Source organism: Silvimonas amylolytica (genome assembly GCF_014645555.1).
Classification (GTDB): domain Bacteria; phylum Pseudomonadota; class Gammaproteobacteria; order Burkholderiales; family Chitinibacteraceae; genus Silvimonas; species Silvimonas amylolytica.
This window is the reverse complement of the sequence record NZ_BMLY01000002.1, coordinates 503,765-521,397: the sequence shown is the minus strand read 5'-3', so window position 1 is coordinate 521,397 and position 17,633 is coordinate 503,765. Positions and strand designations below refer to the sequence as shown.

Genomic DNA, 17,633 nt, shown 5'->3' with positions numbered 1-17,633 from the left:
CTTCTTGAATTTTCAGGACAGCCCATCATGAAAACCATCAAAGGCCCGGCGATTTTTCTGGCGCAGTTCATGGGCGACAAACCACCTTTTGACACGCTGCCGCGTCTGGCGCATTGGGCAGCCAGCCTGGGTTACGAGGCCATCCAGGTCCCCGCTGACCCGCGCCTGATTGATCTTGCCACCGCCGCCACCAGCCAGACCTATTGTGATGAGCTGATCGGCATGCTGGCCGGTTACGGCATCCAGATTTCAGAACTCTCTACCCATCTGCAAGGGCAACTGGTTGCCGTACACCCTGCCTATGACACCTTGTTTGACGGCTTTGCCGCAGAGCACGTGCGTGGCAACCCGACGGCGCGTACCGCATGGGCTATCGAACAACTCAAGCTGGCGGCCAAGGCGTCTCAACGACTGGGTTTGAACGCCCATGTGACGTTCTCTGGCGCGCTGGCCTGGCCATATTTTTACCCGTGGCCGCAGCGGCCAGCGGGGCTGGTGGAAACCGCATTTGCAGAACTCGCCCGTCGCTGGCGGCCCATTCTGGATGCCTTTGCCGATGCAGGCGTCGATGTCTGCTATGAACTTCACCCCGGCGAAGACCTGCACGACGGCGTGACTTTTGAGCGTTTTCTGGATGCAACCGGCCAGCACCCGCGCGCCAACATCTTGTACGACCCCAGCCATATGGTGCTGCAACAACTCGATTACCTGGCGTTTGTGGATATCTATCACGCGCGTATCAAGGCGTTTCATGTGAAAGACGCCGAGTTCCGCCCCGATGGCCGTCAAGGTGTCTACGGCGGTTACAGCGGCTGGGTGGAACGCGCCGGGCGGTTCCGGTCTCTGGGTGACGGGCAGATCGACTTCATCGCGCTCTTTTCAAAAATGGCGCAATACGATTTTCCCGGCTGGGCCGTGCTGGAGTGGGAATGCTGCCTGAAACACCCGGAAGTGGGCGCGCGCGAAGGGGCGGCATTCATCCGGGAACACATGATCCGCGTCGCCGATCGTGCATTTGATGACTTCGCTGGCAGCGGCGTCGATCAAACCCAATTGAACACACTGATGGGTCTTTGACCCACATCCGAAGGACGCAAGCCATGACGCAAGCACGTTTGAAACTGGGCATGGTTGGGGGCGGCAATGGCGCCTTTATCGGCGCCGTACACCGCATGGCGGCACGACTGGATGATTGCTACACGCTCATCGCCGCGGCCTTGTCATCTGACCCTGACCGCGCCAATCAGAGTGCCACCAGTCTGGGGCTGGACCCGGCCCGCAGCTACACGGATTTCCAGCACATGGCCACGGCAGAAGCGGCCCGAGAGGATGGCATTGATGTGGTCGCCATCGTCACGCCCAATCACCTGCATGCGCCCGTCGCGACCGCCTTTCTGCAAGCGGGCATTCATGTGATCTGCGACAAACCGTTGTCCGTCTCGCTAGATGAAGCACTGGCACTGCAAGCGTTGTCCCGGCAGCAAAAACGCCTGTTTGCGCTGACACATACCTATTCGGGTTACCCCATGGTGCGGCACGCACGGCAACTGGTGGCCAGCGGCGCGCTGGGGGACATCCGGGTTATTCAGGTCGAATACGCGCAAGACTGGCTATCAGAACCACTGGAACTGACCGACAACAAACAGGCGCTATGGCGGGCCGATCCTTCCCGCGCCGGACCCGCAGGTTGCCTGGGGGATATTGGCACGCACGCGTATCACCTGGCTGCCTACGTCAGCGGCATGACACCCGACAGCCTGAGCGCCGAGGCTCATACTTTTGTACCAGGCCGGCGACTGGATGATCACGTCCAGGCCATGATGCGTTATGCCAATGGCGCACGCGGCATGCTGTGGGCCAGCCAGGTCGCAGCAGGCGAAGAAAACGCGCTGCGCCTGCGCATCTATGGCACCAAAGCCAGTTTGTCATTCGACCAGCAAAACCCCAATGTCTTGCAGCACACGCCCCTGGGTGGGGCCACCCAACAACTGACGCGGGGCCGGGTTGATAGCGAAGAAGCCCGTCACGCCACCCGCGTGCCGCCCGGCCATCCGGAAGGGTATCTGGAAGCCTTTGCCCAGCTTTATCTGGATGCCGCACTACAAATCAACGCGCTGGACAGCGGACAGCCCATCCCCAAAGTCAGCCAGTTGCTGACCACCGTGGATGATGGCGTTGCGGGGATGCAGTTTATTGCAGCGGTACTGGCCAGCAGCAAAGCCAACGGCCAGTGGACCGATATCGATCGCTAGCTGAGGGTTAGCGTGGTTTATTTGGTGACCGGCGCAGAGACCGGTGTGCCGCTGTGCGGAACAATGCGTTCGCTCTTGCGCCGCGCATAGCGCTGGGCGAGGACTGCGCACGTCATCAACTGAATCTGGTGAAACAACATCAGTGGCAGCACGATGGCACCCACGGCATGGCCGGCGAACAGCACGTTGGCAATCGGCACCCCGCTGGCCAGGCTCTTTTTAGAGCCGCAGAACACGATGGTGATTTCGTCTTCCTTGTTAAACCCCAGGGTACGGCTGCCCCACGTAGTCAGGAACAACACCACGGCCAGCAGCGCAATATTGATCACCACAATGGCAGCCAGCGCAGAGACAGGCGTGTTGTGCCACAAACCTTGCACCACCGCTTCACTGAAGGCCGAGTACACCACCAGCAAGATCGAACCCTGATCCACGTACTTGAGCACGGCCTTGTGCTTGTCCACCCAGCCACCAATCCACTTGCGGGCAATCTGGCCGGCCACAAACGGCACCAGCAACTGCTCCACAATGCTCAGTACCGAGTTAAACGAAAACCCCGCTTTGCCCGTGCCACTGATCATCAGTCCGACAATCACCGGCGTGAGGAAAATACCAAACAGATTGGATGCCGAGGCACTGCAAATGGCTGCCGGCACATTGCCGCGGGCCATGGAAGTGAACGCGATGGATGACTGCACGGTGGAAGGCAGTGCACACAGAAACAGAATGCCCAGATAAAGATCCGGTGTGACCAGCGGTGACAACAACGGTTTGAGCGCCACACCAATGAGCGGGAACATCACAAAGGTAGAGAGCATGACCACGCCATGCAGGCGCCAGTGGGTCGCGCCAGCGATGACTGCCTCTCGCGAAAGTTTGGCGCCATGCAAAAAGAACAGCAGTCCGATCGCAAAATTGGTCACCCAGCCAAACGCGACGGCCGTATGCCCCTGCACTGGCAAAAAGCTGGCCAGCGTCACGGTGGCAATCAGTGCCAGGGTGAAATTATCGGGCAGGAAGCGCGGGCGTTTCATGATGCAGTCCGGTTATGCACGTGGCATTGAAGAATCGATAAACCATTGAAACAAAAAGGCAGATAAACTACAAATTCATTTATCTGATCAATTCATGATTTGAACGTATGAATGTTTCTTTGCGCCAGTTGCGCGTCTTCCTCGCGGTGGCCGAGCATCGCAATTTCAGCCGGGCCGGTGATGTGATCGGCCTGACCCAGCCTGCCGTCAGCCGTTGTATTCGTGAGCTGGAAAACGAGATCGGTATCCGGCTGCTGGATCGCACCACGCGAGAGGTCCAACTGACCACAGAAGGCGCCAGCCTGGTGGGTGAAGTCGGCCGGTTGCTTGACGAGCTGGAAACCACCCTGCAAGCCGCCCGCAATGTCGGCGAACAACGCCGGGGCCGGGTCCGAGTGGCCAGTAGCCCCACTATTTCTGCCAACCTGATGCCGGCCTGTGTGGCGCAATCACTACAGCGCTACCCGCACATTTCGCTTGTACTGCATGACCAGGTACAGCGTGCCAACATCATCAGCGTCCTCAATGGTGATGTAGATTTCGGTGTCATCGTTGAGCCCCAGCAGGTGGAAGAGCTCTTTACCGAATCAATCATGGAAGACCCTTTTTGCCTGATCCTGCCCCAAAACCACCCGCTGACCGCCAAAACCAGCGTGCATTGGCAAGACCTGGACCGGCAGAAGCTGGTTTTACTGGATTACGCCTCCGGCAGCCGCCCGCTGATCGATCAGGCGCTGGCGCGGCAAGCGGTCACTTGTGATGTGGTTCAAGAACTGGGCCACCCGACCACGGTGTTTCACATGCTGCAAACCGGTATCGGCATCGCCGTAATGCCCCGCCTGGCGTTGCCGCTGCCGGCGGAATCCGGCCTGACGGTGCGAGCACTCACGCCCACCGTCACGCGCCATATCATGCTGGCACGGCGTCGTAACCGCTCGCTCTCCCCCGCTGCACAAGTGGTGTGGCAGTTGATCCGGCAAATGGCGGCGACGTTGTATCCGCCGCAAACCCCGGTCAGCGTGTCTTGAGCGCATGCCAATGTGCTCGGTATACTTGGCCACTCGGGAGATGGCATGCCTCCCTGAACCGCCCGGCCGTCGCTGCGGGGCTGATGATGCCTGTGGACGTTCCGGAACGGAGCTGATCGACAGGCACGCCTATCCATCCGGGACATATGCATAACAATATTTGCCCGGATCTCTGATGAAACACCATCCCTTTACCCATTTTGCCCTTGAGCTGCGCGGTCTCGTGTTTTACAGCGTGAGCTGGACTTGCATGGCCATGATCGTCGGCGCACTCAGCGGCAGCGCTTCCGCATTCTTTTTGTGGGCGCTGGATCAATGCACCAATACGCGTCTCGCCCACCCGTGGTTACTGGCGCTCTTGCCCCTGGCCGGTTTCGTAGTGGCCTGGATCTACCTCAAGTATGGTTCCAGCGTTGAAGCCGGCAACAATCTGCTGATTGATGAAATCCACGATCCGCGCAAGATGATCCCGCTGCGTATGGCACCGTTTGTGCTGGGCGGTACGCTGGTTTCGCATCTCGTCGGGGCCTCTGTTGGCCGTGAAGGTACGGCGGTTCAGATGGGTGGCGCCCTGGCCGATCAACTCACCCGTATCTTCAGACTCACCCCGGAAAACCGCCGCATTCTGTTGATGAGTGGTTTGTCTGCCGGTTTTGCATCCATTTTCGGCGTGCCACTGGCGGGTGCCTTGTTCGGACTGGAAGTCCTGGCTATTGGCCGTTTGCGTTATGAAGCGTTGTTCCCATGTCTGATCGCTGCCGTCGCCGCCGACCAGATCTGTCTGGCCTGGGGGGCGCATCACACACACTATGTGGCCGGCGTGATTCCGGCATTAACCGTCTGGAACATGGCCGCCACGCTGATCGCCGGGGCGCTGTTTGGCCTGGCCGGGATGGCTTTCGCCCGCAGTACTCACGCGCTGACTGCTGCCCTCAAGCAAGTCTTCCCGTATTCACCGCTGCGCGCGCTGGGTGGCGGCGCGGTGTTTGCGCTGGTCATGTGGATCACGCATGCCGAACGTTATATGGGTCTGGGTGTGCCGGTGATTGTGGAGGCCTTCCAGCACCCGGTGTTGCCGTGGGACTTTCTGGCCAAGGGTGCCGCGACCGTCTGGTCACTGGCCAGTGGCTTTAAAGGCGGCGAGGTCACACCGTTGTTCTATGTCGGCGCGACGTTAGGCAACGTGATTGCGCCGTTGCTGCATATGCCGATCGGCCTGTTTGCCGCGCTGGGCCTGGTGGCGGTGTTTGCCGGTGCGGCCAATACGCCCATCGCCTCGGCGGTCATGGCGGTCGAACTCTTTGGTGGCGAGATCGGCGTCTATGCAGCAGGTGCCTGCGTGATGGCCTGGCTGTTTTCCGGCAATACCGGCATCTACAAGGCGCAGCGGCCCGGCGAAGGCAAATGGCGGCGACATCACACTATTGCCGAAAGTAAATAACTACGGGAACACCGCGTGCTCCTGACGGACTTTCAAATCATCGCGCCAACATTTTGCGAACGGCGCCCACTTTTGACACCGTCAGGACACCATGAAAAAACAACTTGCGACCACCCTCTTCGCCAGCGTGGCGTTCAGCCCGCTGGCCATGGCAGATGACAGTTGTCTGGAACGCCAGCAACACATCAACCAGCAACTGCGCTATGCCCAAGCGCACCACAACACCCAGCAGGCGGCCGGCCTGCGTACCGCGCTTGATCAAGTGAACCGTTATTGCACGCCTGAGCGCATCGCGGCAGAGCGTGCCCAAAAACTGGACAAACTGCAGCGCAAAGTGGCTGAGAACCAGCGCGAACTCTCCGAAGAGCAACAAGAACTGGCACGGTATCAACGCGATCTGGACCAAGCCCGCGCTGCGGGTGATGAACGCCAGGTCCGCAAACTGCAAGGCAAGGTCATGGATGCGCAAGACGATGTTGCCGAAGCCCGCACGGACCTCAACCGTGCCCAACAGGAACTTGATGCCCTGAAGCATCAACCGGCTTGATTGATCAGCAGCGCCGCACACCGACGAGGGTTTGTGGCGCATGTTGATATAACCATACGTCATCTTATCTCTTTATAGAATAAAAAGAACATCCAAAAGTCTTTGTAGAAATAAGACTCGCACTTTAAATTCCCAATTCGACAGATCAAACCAACTTGATAGCTCGAAAAGGAATTTAAATGCCCGTAGTCGTGACTCTTTCCGGTAGTCCCAGTGCGCGCTCCCGTTCCCAGGGGCTGTTGAACCGCGCCGCTCAGGTGCTGGTACAACAAGGCATCACCATCCAGTCGTTTTCGTTGTCCGATTTCCCGCCGGACGCACTGCTCTACGCGCAGTTTGATCACCCCAGCATTGCCCGCCTGCAAGACGCGATTGCCGGTGCCGATGGCGTCCTGGTCAGCACGCCGGTTTACAAGGCAGCCTATAGCGGTGCGCTCAAAGTCGTCCTGGACGTTTTGCCAGAACGTGCCTTGGCACACCACGTGGTCTTGCCACTGGCCACGGGCGGTAGCCCGGCGCATATGCTGGCGGTGGATTACGCCCTCCAACCGGTACTGACCGCACTGAAAGCACGCCATGTGCTCGGTGGCATCTACGCCACCGACAAAGAACTGACCTGGGAAGGCGACATTCTGCAGCTCTCGCCCGAGATCGACGATCGCCTGCATGTGGCGCTAGCCCGCTTCATTGCCCATCTGCCCAACCCCGGCCACGTCCAGCTCGACCCGGACACCCTGCATGCGCAACTGCGCCTGGGCCGGGTCAGCCTGTAACACCCCCAATGATAAGAGTGGCTAACAAAACCCAGCGTAGCGGTGCCGACAAGGCGTGCGAAACGAAGACAGTACGAGTTAGTACGGCAAGTGAGCACAACGCAGTCGTGCAGGGTTTTGTTAGCCGCTCTTGAAAACCAACAACATCAACGCTCCGGAGAAACACATGCTACGCAAACTCTTTGCCGTCCTCGCACCACTGGTGCTGGGCCTGGCCCTCACCAGCCCCGCCCAGGCGGCCGACCAGACCTTGCGCATTGGTTATCAGAAATACGGTGTGTTCACGCTCTTGAAAGCGCGTGGCACGCTGGAGAAAAAACTGGAAAGCCAAGGCTGGAAAGTCACCTGGACGGAGTTCCCGGGCGGCCCACAATTGCTGGAAGCCTTGAACGTGGGCGCAGTGGATTTCGGCCTGACGGGCGAGGCCCCGCCGGTCTTTGCCCAGGCCGCTGGCGCGCAACTGGTCTACGTGGCCTATGAGCCGCCCGCACCGACGGCCGAAGCCATCCTGGTGCCCAAAGACTCCGCCATCAAATCAGTCAAGGATTTGAAGGGCAAAAAGGTGGCGCTGAACAAGGGTTCCAACGTGCATTACCTGCTGGTGCGCGCCCTGGAAGAAGCCGGCCTGAAACCGTCTGACATCCAGACCGTGTACCTGCCGCCCGCCGATGCGCGCGCTGCTTTTGCCAAAGGCGCAGTCGATGCCTGGGTAATCTGGGACCCCTATCTGGCTGCTGCAGAAGCCCAGTTGCCGGTGCGCACGCTGCGTGATGGCAAGGGTCTGGTGAACAACTATCAGTTCATCCTGGCGGCGCGCAAATTCATCACCGCCCAGCCTGGCATTACCAAAACGCTGCTGGCTGAACTGCAAACGACGGACCAATGGGCTAATGCCAACAACGCTGAAGCCGCCAAAGAACTGGCCGGACAGATTGGCTTGCCCGTCGAAGTGGTCAACGCCACCTTGCCGCGTAACACCATGGGTCTGCAACCCATCACCCCGCAAGTGGCTGGCCAGCAGCAAAAAATCGCCGACACCTTCCACGATCTGGGGTTGATCCCGGTGGCGGTGAAGGTACAAGACGCGCTGATCAAGTAAGAAGAACCGGCCCATGACCCTGTTGACCCAACCTGGCCGCTGGCTGGTGATCGCAACCCTCACGCTCGTGGCCGCTTTGCCGGCGCGGGCGGAGGAGCTACGCATCGGCTACCAGAAAAGTTCTTTCAACCTGATCGTGCTCAAAAGCCGTGGCGTGCTGGAACAAAAACCAGGCTTGACCGTGAAATGGGTGGAATTCCCCGCTGGCCCGCAGTTGCTGGAGGCGCTCAACGCCGGCTCGGTCGACTTTGGCATGACGGGCGACACGCCGCCGCTGTTCTCGCAAGCTGCCGGCAGCAAGCTGGTCTACGTGGGTTATGAGCCGGCCAAACCGCAAGCGGCAGCGATTCTGGTGCCCAGATCATCTGCAATCAAACAGCTGGCAGATCTCAAAGGCCGGCGCATCGCCCTGCAAAAGGGTTCCAGCTCTCACGCCTTGTTGCTACGGGCGCTGGATAAAGCCGGGCTGAAGTGGGATGACATCCAGCCCGCTTACCTCGCCCCGGCCGATGCCCGTGCAGCGTTTGAACGTGGTGCAGTCGATGCTTGGGCGATCTGGGACCCGTACTTTGCCGCCGCCGAGAAAACCGGCGCGGTGCGGGTGCTGGCCAGTGGTGAAGGCCTGACCAGCAATCAGACGTTCTATCTGGCCAGCCGTGATTTCGCGCAAAAGAACAAAGCACTGCTCGACGCCGTGTTCGACGCGCTGACTCACAACAACGATTTCATCGCACAGCACAACGCCGAAGCGGCCCATTTGCTGTCGGCATATGTCGGTCTGGATCAATCGACCTTTGAACAGGTGCTGGCCCGCCACCCGGATTACCGCGTGCGCTGGCTGGACGACAAAACTATTGCAGAACAACAAAAACTGGCCGACCGCTTTGCCACGGAAGGGTTGATTCCGCACCCCGTCAACGTGGCAGACATTGTGGTGCGCCACTGACCGCCCCCTGGATACCCACAAGGAACACATCATGAGTTTGAACGTCTTCTGGTTTCTGCCCACCCATGGCGATGGCCGCTACCTGGGCACCGGCCACGGCGCACGCAGCGTCAATCACCATTACCTCAAGCAAATTGCCCAGGCCGCCGACGAACTGGGCTATTACGGCGTGCTGATCCCGACCGGTCGCTCATGCGAGGATGCCTGGGTTGTCGCCAGCAGTCTGGCGCCGCTGACAGAGCGCCTGCGTTATCTGGTCGCGATTCGTCCCGGGATCATCTCTCCTACCGTATCGGCGCGCATGGCTGCCACGCTGGATCGCATCTCCAACGGCCGCGTGCTCATCAATGTGGTGACGGGCGGTGATCCAGACGAGCAGGCCGGCGATGGCATCTGGCTGGATCACAACGAACGCTATGAAGTCACCGACGAGTTTTTGAAGATCTGGCGCGGCGTGCTGGAAGGCGAATCCGTTGATTTCGACGGCAAGCACCTGAAAGTCCAGGGCGCCAAAACGCTCTACCCGCCGGTGCAAACGCCTTATCCACCGCTATATTTTGGTGGCTCGTCTGACGCCGCCGTAGACCTTGCCGCCGAGCAGGTCGATGTCTACCTGACCTGGGGCGAACCGCCCGCTGCCGTGGCCGAGAAGATCGCTGTGGTGCGTGAAAAGGCCCAAAAACTGGGCCGTACCGTGAAGTTCGGCATCCGGCTGCATGTGATCGTGCGGGAGACCTCTGAAGCCGCCTGGGCCGCTGCGGATGAATTGATCAGCCACGTCACCGACGACACGATCGCCGCAGCGCAAAAAGCGTTCTCACGGTTTGATTCGGTGGGCCAGCAACGCATGGCCGCCCTGCATGGGGGCCGCCGCGACAAGCTGGAAGTCTCGCCCAATTTGTGGGCAGGCGTTGGTCTGGTACGGGGCGGGGCGGGTACCGCACTGGTCGGCAGCCCGGAAGAAGTCGCCGCGCGGATCAAGGAATACGCGGATCTGGGCATTGAAAGCTTCATCTTCAGCGGCTACCCGCATCTGGAAGAAGCCTATCGCTTTGCAGAACTGGTCTTCCCGTTGTTACCCCTGTCCGAACAAACCCGTGCGCCCGTGAAGGCGAATTTGACTGGGCCGTTTGGCGAGATCGTGGCCAATGATCTGCCGCCGTCGGTGAAGGTGGCGGCCAGTTGACGTCATGGTAGCCGGGGCCCACATGGCCCCGGCCTCCATGTCTGGCACGCAGCAAGAATCAAATGAACACATCGACGGAGTGACCCCATGTCGAGCAAATCATCCAGTCGACACCTCACCAACACGCTCCTGCCCTGGCTGGTGCCCCTTTTGATCATCCTGGCCTGGCAAGCTGCCGCCAGCGCGGGCGAAATCGACAACCGCGTCATGCCATCGCCACTGGCCGTCCTCAAGGCAGGCAAGGATCTCGCCGCCTCCGGCCAACTCTGGCTGCATCTGAAAATCAGCTTTGTCCGCGCCATGATCGGCTTTGCCATCGGTGGGGGTATTGGCCTGGCGCTGGGCTTGATCACCGGTTTGTCTCGCCGCGGTGAGTTGCTGCTGGATAGCACCGTTCAGATGATCCGCACCATTCCGCCGCTGGCACTGATCCCGCTGGTCATCCTGTGGTTTGGCATTGATGAGAGCGCCAAGCTCTTTCTGGTGGCCTTTGGCACGCTTTTTCCGGTGTACATCAACACCTACCACGGTATTCGCTCGGTCGACACCGGCCTGGTGGAGATGGCCCGCAGCTACGGTCTCAAAGGCTGGCCGCTGTTTCGCGATGTCATCCTGCCAGGGGCATTGCCCTCCATTCTTGTCGGCGTACGTTTTGCACTCGGCTTCGCGTGGATTTTGCTGATCGTGGCCGAAACCATCTCAGCCAGTACCGGCATTGGCTACCTCGCCACCAACGCGCGGGAGTTTCTGCAGACCGATGTCGTTGTGCTGTCGATCTTGCTGTATGCCCTGCTGGGCAAAGCCAGTGATGCCGTTGCGCGCCTGCTGGAGCGCCGCTGGCTGCGCTGGCATCCGGCCTATCAATAAATGAACCGGAGCAACCCCATGAATGCCCCTTTTTCTGTGAATGGCGTGGCGCTGCAACTGACCGGTGTCGGCAAACGCTATGACAGCAAGATTGTGCTGCATGAACTGGACCTGACCTTGCATGCCGGCGAATTCGTCGCCCTGGTCGGCCGTTCCGGCTGCGGTAAATCCACATTGCTCCGGCTGATTGCCGGGCTCGATACAGCCAGTGCAGGCGCAATTGCGGCCGATGGCAAACCTCATATCAACCTGCAGCAAGATACCCGGCTGATGTTCCAGGACGCTCGGCTGTTGCCCTGGAAAACGGTCCTGCAAAACGTAGGCCTGGGTTTGTCAGGAGACTGGCAAAGCAGGGCGCAAGAAGCGCTGGCCGAAGTGGGCCTGACTGAACATGCTGACAAGTGGCCCGCCCAGCTTTCCGGCGGACAGCGCCAGCGTGTTGCGCTGGCACGTGCGCTGATCCACCGCCCACGCTTGCTGCTGCTGGATGAGCCACTAGGCGCACTGGATGCGCTAACCCGCATCGAAATGCATCAGCTCATTGAACGTCTATGGCAGCACCACGGCTTTACCGTGTTACTGGTCACGCATGACGTTCAAGAAGCGGCGGCACTGGCCGACCGGGTCATCCTGATTGAGGAAGGCCGCATTGGTCTTGATCAAGCCATTGATCTGCCCCGTCCGCGCGCTCGCGGCACAGCCGCCTTTGCGGCCCTGGAAGAACGCATTCTCAACCGTGTGCTGGCACTACCGGGCCATAGCGAAGAACCTGCCCCGCCCCTGGCCTTAGAACCCGTTGTGCCAGCGGCATTACGCTGGGCTCTTTAATTACACAATGGAATATAAAACAAATATCAAATTACTTTGATGTATAAAAAGCTGCTGATACGCTGAGTCTGTCATCACCTGAAAACACCCGGCCTCACCGGCACACGACAACATTTCATTGGAGCACTACACCATGGCCATCCAGCAAATCAACGTTCGTAACCAGTTCCGCGGCACCATCAAAGAAATTATTGAAGGCCCGGTACTGTCTGAAGTCGACGTCACCACCCCATCCGGCATCGTCACCTCCGTGATCACCACCCGTTCCGTCAAGGAACTGGGCCTCAAGCCAGGCAGCGAAGTGATCGCCTTCGTGAAGTCGACCGAGGTGTCGATTGCCACGTTGTAATTGCTTTTCCGGTTTGAGAAAACAAACAGGGCGCTATTAGCGCCCTGTTTGTTTTGCAAGCTGATCGCCACAAAAACCCCGAAACCCGCGCCATTGTTGGCTTTTCTGCAACCAGATATATACAAGTAGCAAATCAGCCTTTGTGGGAATATAAGAATCGGAGAGAATTCTTCTCAAATATCATACCCAGAGGTTTTTCATGTCCCGCCTTGTCACCCGCCTGATCGTTGCCGCCGTCGCCGTGGCCATTACCGTGCCGGCCTTTGCCGATGTCACCTTGCTGAACGTTTCTTATGACGTGATGCGTGACTTCTACAAGGATTACAACCCGGCGTTCCAGAAGCACTATCAGGACAAGTTCAAGGAAAAGGCGACGATCCAGATGTCGCATGGCGCATCCAGCAAGCAGGCGCGTTCGGTGATTGATGGCCTGGAAGCCGATGTGGTGACCATGAACCAGCACAACGACATCGACGCGATTGCCGACAAGGCCAAGCTGTTGCCACCGGACTGGGCCAAGCGCCTGCCGGATAACTCCGCGCCGTTTACCTCTTTGCAGGTGCTGATCGTCAAGAAGGGCAACCCCAAGGGCATCAAGGACTGGAACGATCTGGCCAAGCCGGGCGTGCAGGTGATTTTCCCCAACCCGAAAACATCCGGTAATGGCCGTTATACCTTCCTGGCCGCGTGGGGCTATGCACTGCGCCAGCCGGGCGGCAATGAGCAAAAGGCTGCTGATTTTGAGGCATCCATTCTGAAGAATGTGCCGGTGCTGGAAGCCGGTGGCCGGGGCGCGACCACCACCTTTATGCAACGCGGTATTGGCGATGTGCTGGTGACGTTTGAAAACGAAGCCGAAATGATCGCCCGCGAATTTGGTCGCGGTAACTTTGATGTGGTGTACCCGTCGGTGTCGATCGAAGCCGAGCCGCCGGTGGCCCTCGTAGACAAGGTGGTCGACAAGAAAGGCACCCGCAAAGCTGCACAAGAGTATCTGTCCTGGCTGTGGAGCCCGGAAGCCCAGGAAATCGCGGCAGACAATTATCTGCGTCCGCGCGACAAGGCCGTGTTTGCCAAGCATGCCAGCCAGTTCCCGAACGTGAAGCTGTTTGGTATCAACGACTTTGGCGGCTGGCAAGCGGCCCAGGCCAAGTATTTTGCGGATGGCGGTGTGTACGACAAGATCGCCGCATCGGTTGCCAAGAAGTAATACGTCACGCGTAGGGTGGATTCGGAGCGGTAGCGACAATCCACCGTTGCAATGGTGGATTGCTGCCCCACTGCCACTGTCACTAGTACCTGACAACGGCTTTGTGGGCCCCCCCCAAGGGGCACGAATCCACCCTACATAACACCTGCTCCTCTCAAGGAATCCACCTTGGCTTTCAAACAACACAGCGTGCTGCCGGGCTTTAACCTGGCGCTGGGCTACACGCTGCTCTACTTATCGGTGATCGTGCTGATCCCGCTGGCGGCGCTGATTTTAAAAAGCACGCAAATGCCGGTGGCGCAGTTCTGGCACACCATTAGCGACCCGCGCGTGGTGGCGTCGTACCAGCTGACGTTTGGCGCGTCGCTGATTGCCGCGCTGCTGAACCTGTTTGGCGGTTTGCTGATTGCCTGGGTGCTGGTGCGTTACCAGTTCTTCGGCAAGCGCTTTATCGATGCGATGGTCGATCTGCCGTTTGCGCTGCCCACCGCCGTGGCGGGTATCTCTCTGGCCACCATCTATGCCCCCAATGGCTGGGTCGGCCAGTTGTTTGCGCCGTTTGATATCAAGATCGCCTTTACCCGGATCGGTGTGGTGATTGCGCTGACGTTTGTGACGCTGCCCTTTGTGGTGCGCACGGTGCAGCCGGTGCTGGAAGACCTGGAAAAAGAACTGGAAGAAGCCGCCGCCAGCCTCGGCGCAACCCGCTGGCAGGTCTTCGGCAAGGTCATCCTGCCGACGCTGTTGCCGGCGCTATTGACCGGTTTTGCGCTGGCGTTTGCCCGCGCCATTGGCGAGTACGGTTCGGTGATCTTTATCGCCGGCAATATGCCGTTTGTATCCGAGATTACCCCGCTGATGATCATCTCCAAGCTGGAGCAATACGACTACGTCGGTGCAACAGCGATTGCCGTGGTGATGCTGGGCGTGTCGTTCACCTTGTTGCTGGTCATCAATGGCCTGCAATGGTGGGCGGCCAAACGACTTGGGCGGAGGAAATAAGCCATGGCGCAAAGTCCCCGTTCTATCGTCACCACCGAATCCAAACCAGTCCGCTGGTTGCTGACCACGCTGGCCCTGTTGTTCATTGCCCTGTTCCTGGCGTTGCCGCTGGTGTCGGTGTTTACCGAAGCGCTACGCAAGGGTTTTGATCTGTACTTTGAAGCGCTCAAAGAGCCGGATGCCTGGTCTGCGATCAAACTGACCCTCATCGCCGCCGCCATCTCGGTGCCATTGAATCTGACCTTTGGTGTCGCCGCTGCATGGGCCATTGCCAAGTTCGATTTCAAGGGCAAAAGCGTTCTCGTCACACTGATCGACTTGCCGTTCTCGGTATCGCCCGTGGTGGCTGGTCTGATCTACATGCTGATGTTTGGCGCGCAAGGCTGGCTGGGCCCGTGGTTGTCTGATCACAACCTGAAGATTGTGTTTGCCGTGCCAGGCATTGTGCTGGCGACGGTGTTTGTCACCTTCCCGTTTGTAGCCCGTGAACTCATCCCGCTGATGGAAGCGCAGGGCTCAGAAGAAGAACAAGCCGCGCTGAGCCTGGGCGCTTCGGGCTGGCAAACTTTCTGGCGCGTCACGCTGCCCAATATCAAATGGGGTTTGTTGTACGGCGTGATCCTGGCCAATGCCCGGGCGATGGGTGAATTTGGCGCGGTATCGGTGGTGTCTGGCCATATCCGTGGCGAGACCAACACCATCCCGCTGCATGTCGAGATTTTGTACAACGAATACAACTTTGTCGGCGCCTTTGCCTGCGCTTCCATCCTGGCCTTGCTGGCACTCGTCACCCTGGCGGTGAAGAGCTGGGTGGAATGGCGGACTGAACAACTCGCAGCACGTGATCGTGCCAACGCGGTAGACGGCTAAGGCCGCATCCTCACAGGTAACACACCATGAGTATCGAGATTCGTAATATCGCCAAGCGCTTTGGCAACTTCACGGCGCTGGACAACATCAACCTGGAAGTCAAAACCGGCGAACTGCTGGCCCTGCTGGGCCCATCCGGCTGCGGCAAGACCACACTCTTGCGAATCATTGCCGGTCTGGAAACGCCGGATGACGGCCAGATTCTGTTCCACGGTGAAGACACCACCGAGAAACACGTGCGCGAGCGCAATGTGGGTTTCGTGTTCCAGCATTACGCCCTGTTCCGCCACATGACCGTGTTCGAGAACGTGGCCTTTGGTCTGCGCGTACGCCCGCGCAACCAGCGTCCGTCTGAGGAAGAGATCAAAAAGAAGGTGCATGATCTCTTGAACCTGGTACAGCTGGACTGGCTGGCTGATCGCTACCCGGCACAGCTCTCCGGCGGGCAGCGCCAGCGGATTGCCCTGGCACGCGCGCTGGCGGTCGAACCCAAAGTGCTGCTGCTGGATGAACCATTCGGCGCGCTCGACACCAAGGTGCGCAAGGAACTGCGCCGCTGGCTGCGCCGCCTGCATGACGAAATGCATATCACCAGCGTGTTTGTGACGCACGATCAGGAAGAAGCCCTGGAAGTGGCTGACCGTGTCGTGGTCATGAACAAGGGCAAGATCGAACAACTGGGCTCGCCAACCGAGGTTTACGACAAACCGGCCACGCCGTTTGTGTATCAGTTCCTGGGTGACGTGAATCTGTTCCATTCCCGCGTGCATGAAGGCTGGGCGCAAGTGGGCGATACGCGCTTTGCCGCGCCAGAAAGCGTGGGCGACAAGGCCATGGTGTACGTGCGCCCGCATGAGATCGACCTCGTGCGCGAAGCCGGCCCCGGCGCACTGCAAGGCACCATCCAGCATATCCGCCTCTTGGGTGCGACGGTACGGCTGGAGCTGGATGTGGCCGATCAGGACGCCGTTGAAGTCGAACTCACGCGTGAACAGCAACAGATTGGTGCGTGGCAAGTGGGCGAGTCCGTCTACCTGCAACCGCGTGAAGCACGCGTGTATATCCCGGAGCACCGTGCTGCCACGCCGACCGCAGAATGGAGCGCGGGCGGCGGGATCTGATTGCCTCTGGTGCACGTTGAAAAGGCCACCTTGCGGTGGCCTTTTTCATGCGCGGTCGATCCGCGCTGCAAAGCAACCGTATTTGGCAAAATGCGCATGCAAGTACCACACATTGGGCATGGCCAGATAGCGCTGGATCAGTACGGTCAGATCATGGCCGGATGCAATATCCGCCGCCGCGATCAAGTCATCCCCATCAAACGCCCGCAATGAGATCAACCGTTTACTGAGGTACTCCGGCACCCGGTTATTCACAGTGACGGTTGTCTCTGCCCCTTCCGCAATGAAGACTGCATGACTGGACTGGTACGGACTATTGGCGGGCTGGTGAGTGAAATTCACCAGCAGCAAAGACTCGCCAACCGTCGCATCGCGCATTTGCGTGCGCTCCGGAAAACCCGATGGCCCAGTGGCAACACGGCGCAGGGCTTTGTGTTGTTTCAGGGCTTCATCGGGCAAACCATACAGATGAACAAACGGGCCGGGGTCAACGCCGGTGATGCAATAGGACATGGTGGGCTCCTCAGGATGAATGAGGAGATTGTTGCCTTACCAGCGTTGCCCTGATATCTGCTTGTTGCTTTTGAATTCAGCCCTGCACGTCAGGTCATCAGTGCGCCTGGCACCACCTGCACGGATTTCACCGCGGTGTTCGCTGGTCTGTGATAAGTGATCGAGACATTCACCATAAAGCTGAAGACCGCGCCAATAATAAGCGCGTGCACCCACTTTGCATCCATGACGATCACAATAGACAGTGTGAACACCAGCAGTTTGACAATGAAGCCCAACAAGCCGCCGCCCAGAACGCCACTGACCGCCAAGCCGTAAGCCACACAAATACCCAGAAAAACAGCCACGAAACATTGCCCGTAGCTTCGTTTTTCAATTCCGAGTACGGTGGCAGCCCCTTTCAATAACAGCGCTTCAATCAACGACAGCAATACGGCAAAAAACAACACGGACCTCTCCCTCGATGCAAAAACCTGTTCGCAAGATAGTGCGGTTGCAACGGCCCGTTTGCCGGGTCTGATAAGCAACTGGCGGGATGTTAGAGGCCCTGTCGGGCCAGCGCAATTT

General features: G+C 58.9%; 19 protein-coding genes and 1 riboswitch. Of the genes, 16 read left to right on the top strand and 3 right to left on the bottom strand.

Annotation, left to right across the window (positions count from 1 at the left end; translation table 11 throughout):
* Positions 1–27 precede the first annotated feature (27 nt).
* On the top strand, positions 28–1,077 hold the full coding sequence (locus IEX44_RS08720) for a sugar phosphate isomerase/epimerase family protein (protein ID WP_188691899.1): 1,050 nt from the start codon (positions 28–30) through the stop codon (positions 1,075–1,077).
* 23 nt (positions 1,078–1,100) lie between these two features.
* Positions 1,101–2,252: a Gfo/Idh/MocA family protein gene (locus IEX44_RS08715; RefSeq protein ID WP_188691896.1), complete on the top strand. Its 1,152-nt coding sequence runs from the start codon at positions 1,101–1,103 to the stop codon at positions 2,250–2,252.
* 17 nt (positions 2,253–2,269) lie between these two features.
* Here the strand turns inward: IEX44_RS08715 and IEX44_RS08710 are convergent, their stop codons facing one another.
* The gene (locus tag IEX44_RS08710; protein ID WP_188691893.1) at positions 2,270–3,286 is read right to left on the bottom strand and encodes a bile acid:sodium symporter family protein; all 1,017 of its coding nucleotides are present in this window, start codon (positions 3,284–3,286) and stop codon (positions 2,270–2,272) included.
* A 107-nt stretch (positions 3,287–3,393) separates the two neighbouring features.
* Here IEX44_RS08710 and IEX44_RS08705 point away from each other — a divergent pair, with 107 nt between their 5' ends.
* From IEX44_RS08705 to IEX44_RS08640, 14 genes are all read left to right on the top strand, one after another.
* Entirely contained in the window at positions 3,394–4,314 is a 921-nt protein-coding gene (locus IEX44_RS08705) for a LysR family transcriptional regulator (RefSeq protein WP_188691890.1), read from the top strand.
* Positions 4,315–4,341: 27 nt separating this feature from the next.
* A riboswitch (Fluoride riboswitch) is annotated at positions 4,342–4,414 on the top strand.
* A gap of 75 nt (positions 4,415–4,489) precedes the next feature.
* Positions 4,490–5,755 (top strand): voltage-gated chloride channel family protein, encoded by a 1,266-nt coding sequence (locus tag IEX44_RS08700; RefSeq protein ID WP_188691887.1) that lies wholly within the window; start codon positions 4,490–4,492, stop codon positions 5,753–5,755.
* Positions 5,756–5,846: 91 nt separating this feature from the next.
* Positions 5,847–6,302, top strand: a complete 456-nt coding sequence (locus IEX44_RS08695) for a DUF1090 family protein (RefSeq protein WP_188691885.1) — start codon at positions 5,847–5,849, stop codon at positions 6,300–6,302.
* Between the two features lie 179 nt (positions 6,303–6,481).
* On the top strand, positions 6,482–7,075 hold the full coding sequence (ssuE, locus tag IEX44_RS08690; RefSeq protein WP_188691881.1) for an NADPH-dependent FMN reductase: 594 nt from the start codon (positions 6,482–6,484) through the stop codon (positions 7,073–7,075).
* Between the two features lie 166 nt (positions 7,076–7,241).
* Positions 7,242–8,174 (top strand): sulfonate ABC transporter substrate-binding protein, encoded by a 933-nt coding sequence (locus IEX44_RS08685; protein ID WP_188691878.1) that lies wholly within the window; start codon positions 7,242–7,244, stop codon positions 8,172–8,174.
* 13 nt (positions 8,175–8,187) lie between these two features.
* Positions 8,188–9,120 carry a sulfonate ABC transporter substrate-binding protein gene (locus tag IEX44_RS08680; RefSeq protein ID WP_188691875.1) on the top strand — a complete coding sequence of 311 codons (933 nt, stop codon included), beginning with the start codon at positions 8,188–8,190 and terminating at the stop codon, positions 9,118–9,120.
* Between the two features lie 31 nt (positions 9,121–9,151).
* Positions 9,152–10,306 (top strand): FMNH2-dependent alkanesulfonate monooxygenase, encoded by a 1,155-nt coding sequence (gene ssuD / locus IEX44_RS08675; protein WP_229678843.1) that lies wholly within the window; start codon positions 9,152–9,154, stop codon positions 10,304–10,306.
* Between the two features lie 87 nt (positions 10,307–10,393).
* The gene (ssuC, locus tag IEX44_RS08670) at positions 10,394–11,173 is read left to right on the top strand and encodes an aliphatic sulfonate ABC transporter permease SsuC (protein WP_188691872.1); all 780 of its coding nucleotides are present in this window, start codon (positions 10,394–10,396) and stop codon (positions 11,171–11,173) included.
* A gap of 18 nt (positions 11,174–11,191) precedes the next feature.
* A complete protein-coding gene (locus tag IEX44_RS08665; RefSeq protein ID WP_188691869.1) occupies positions 11,192–12,001 on the top strand; it encodes an ATP-binding cassette domain-containing protein in 810 nt (269 codons plus the stop codon).
* A gap of 133 nt (positions 12,002–12,134) precedes the next feature.
* Entirely contained in the window at positions 12,135–12,350 is a 216-nt protein-coding gene (locus IEX44_RS08660; RefSeq protein ID WP_184101788.1) for a TOBE domain-containing protein, read from the top strand.
* A 199-nt stretch (positions 12,351–12,549) separates the two neighbouring features.
* A complete protein-coding gene (locus tag IEX44_RS08655; protein WP_188691866.1) occupies positions 12,550–13,560 on the top strand; it encodes a sulfate ABC transporter substrate-binding protein in 1,011 nt (336 codons plus the stop codon).
* 168 nt (positions 13,561–13,728) lie between these two features.
* Positions 13,729–14,562 (top strand): sulfate ABC transporter permease subunit CysT, encoded by an 834-nt coding sequence (gene cysT, locus IEX44_RS08650; RefSeq protein ID WP_188691863.1) that lies wholly within the window; start codon positions 13,729–13,731, stop codon positions 14,560–14,562.
* Between the two features lie 3 nt (positions 14,563–14,565).
* The gene (cysW, locus tag IEX44_RS08645) at positions 14,566–15,432 is read left to right on the top strand and encodes a sulfate ABC transporter permease subunit CysW (protein ID WP_188691862.1); all 867 of its coding nucleotides are present in this window, start codon (positions 14,566–14,568) and stop codon (positions 15,430–15,432) included.
* Positions 15,433–15,458: 26 nt separating this feature from the next.
* Positions 15,459–16,553, top strand: coding sequence for a sulfate/molybdate ABC transporter ATP-binding protein (locus IEX44_RS08640; RefSeq protein WP_188691860.1), 1,095 nt, complete (start codon positions 15,459–15,461; stop codon positions 16,551–16,553).
* A gap of 45 nt (positions 16,554–16,598) precedes the next feature.
* On the opposite strand, the gene IEX44_RS08635 is transcribed toward IEX44_RS08640, so the two are convergent.
* Together IEX44_RS08635 and IEX44_RS08630 are read right to left on the bottom strand one after the other, a co-directional pair.
* On the bottom strand, positions 16,599–17,066 hold the full coding sequence (locus IEX44_RS08635) for a DUF1203 domain-containing protein (RefSeq protein WP_188691859.1): 468 nt from the start codon (positions 17,064–17,066) through the stop codon (positions 16,599–16,601).
* 89 nt (positions 17,067–17,155) lie between these two features.
* Positions 17,156–17,488 (bottom strand): hypothetical protein, encoded by a 333-nt coding sequence (locus IEX44_RS08630; RefSeq protein WP_188691857.1) that lies wholly within the window; start codon positions 17,486–17,488, stop codon positions 17,156–17,158.
* Between the last annotated feature and the right edge of the window lie 145 nt (positions 17,489–17,633).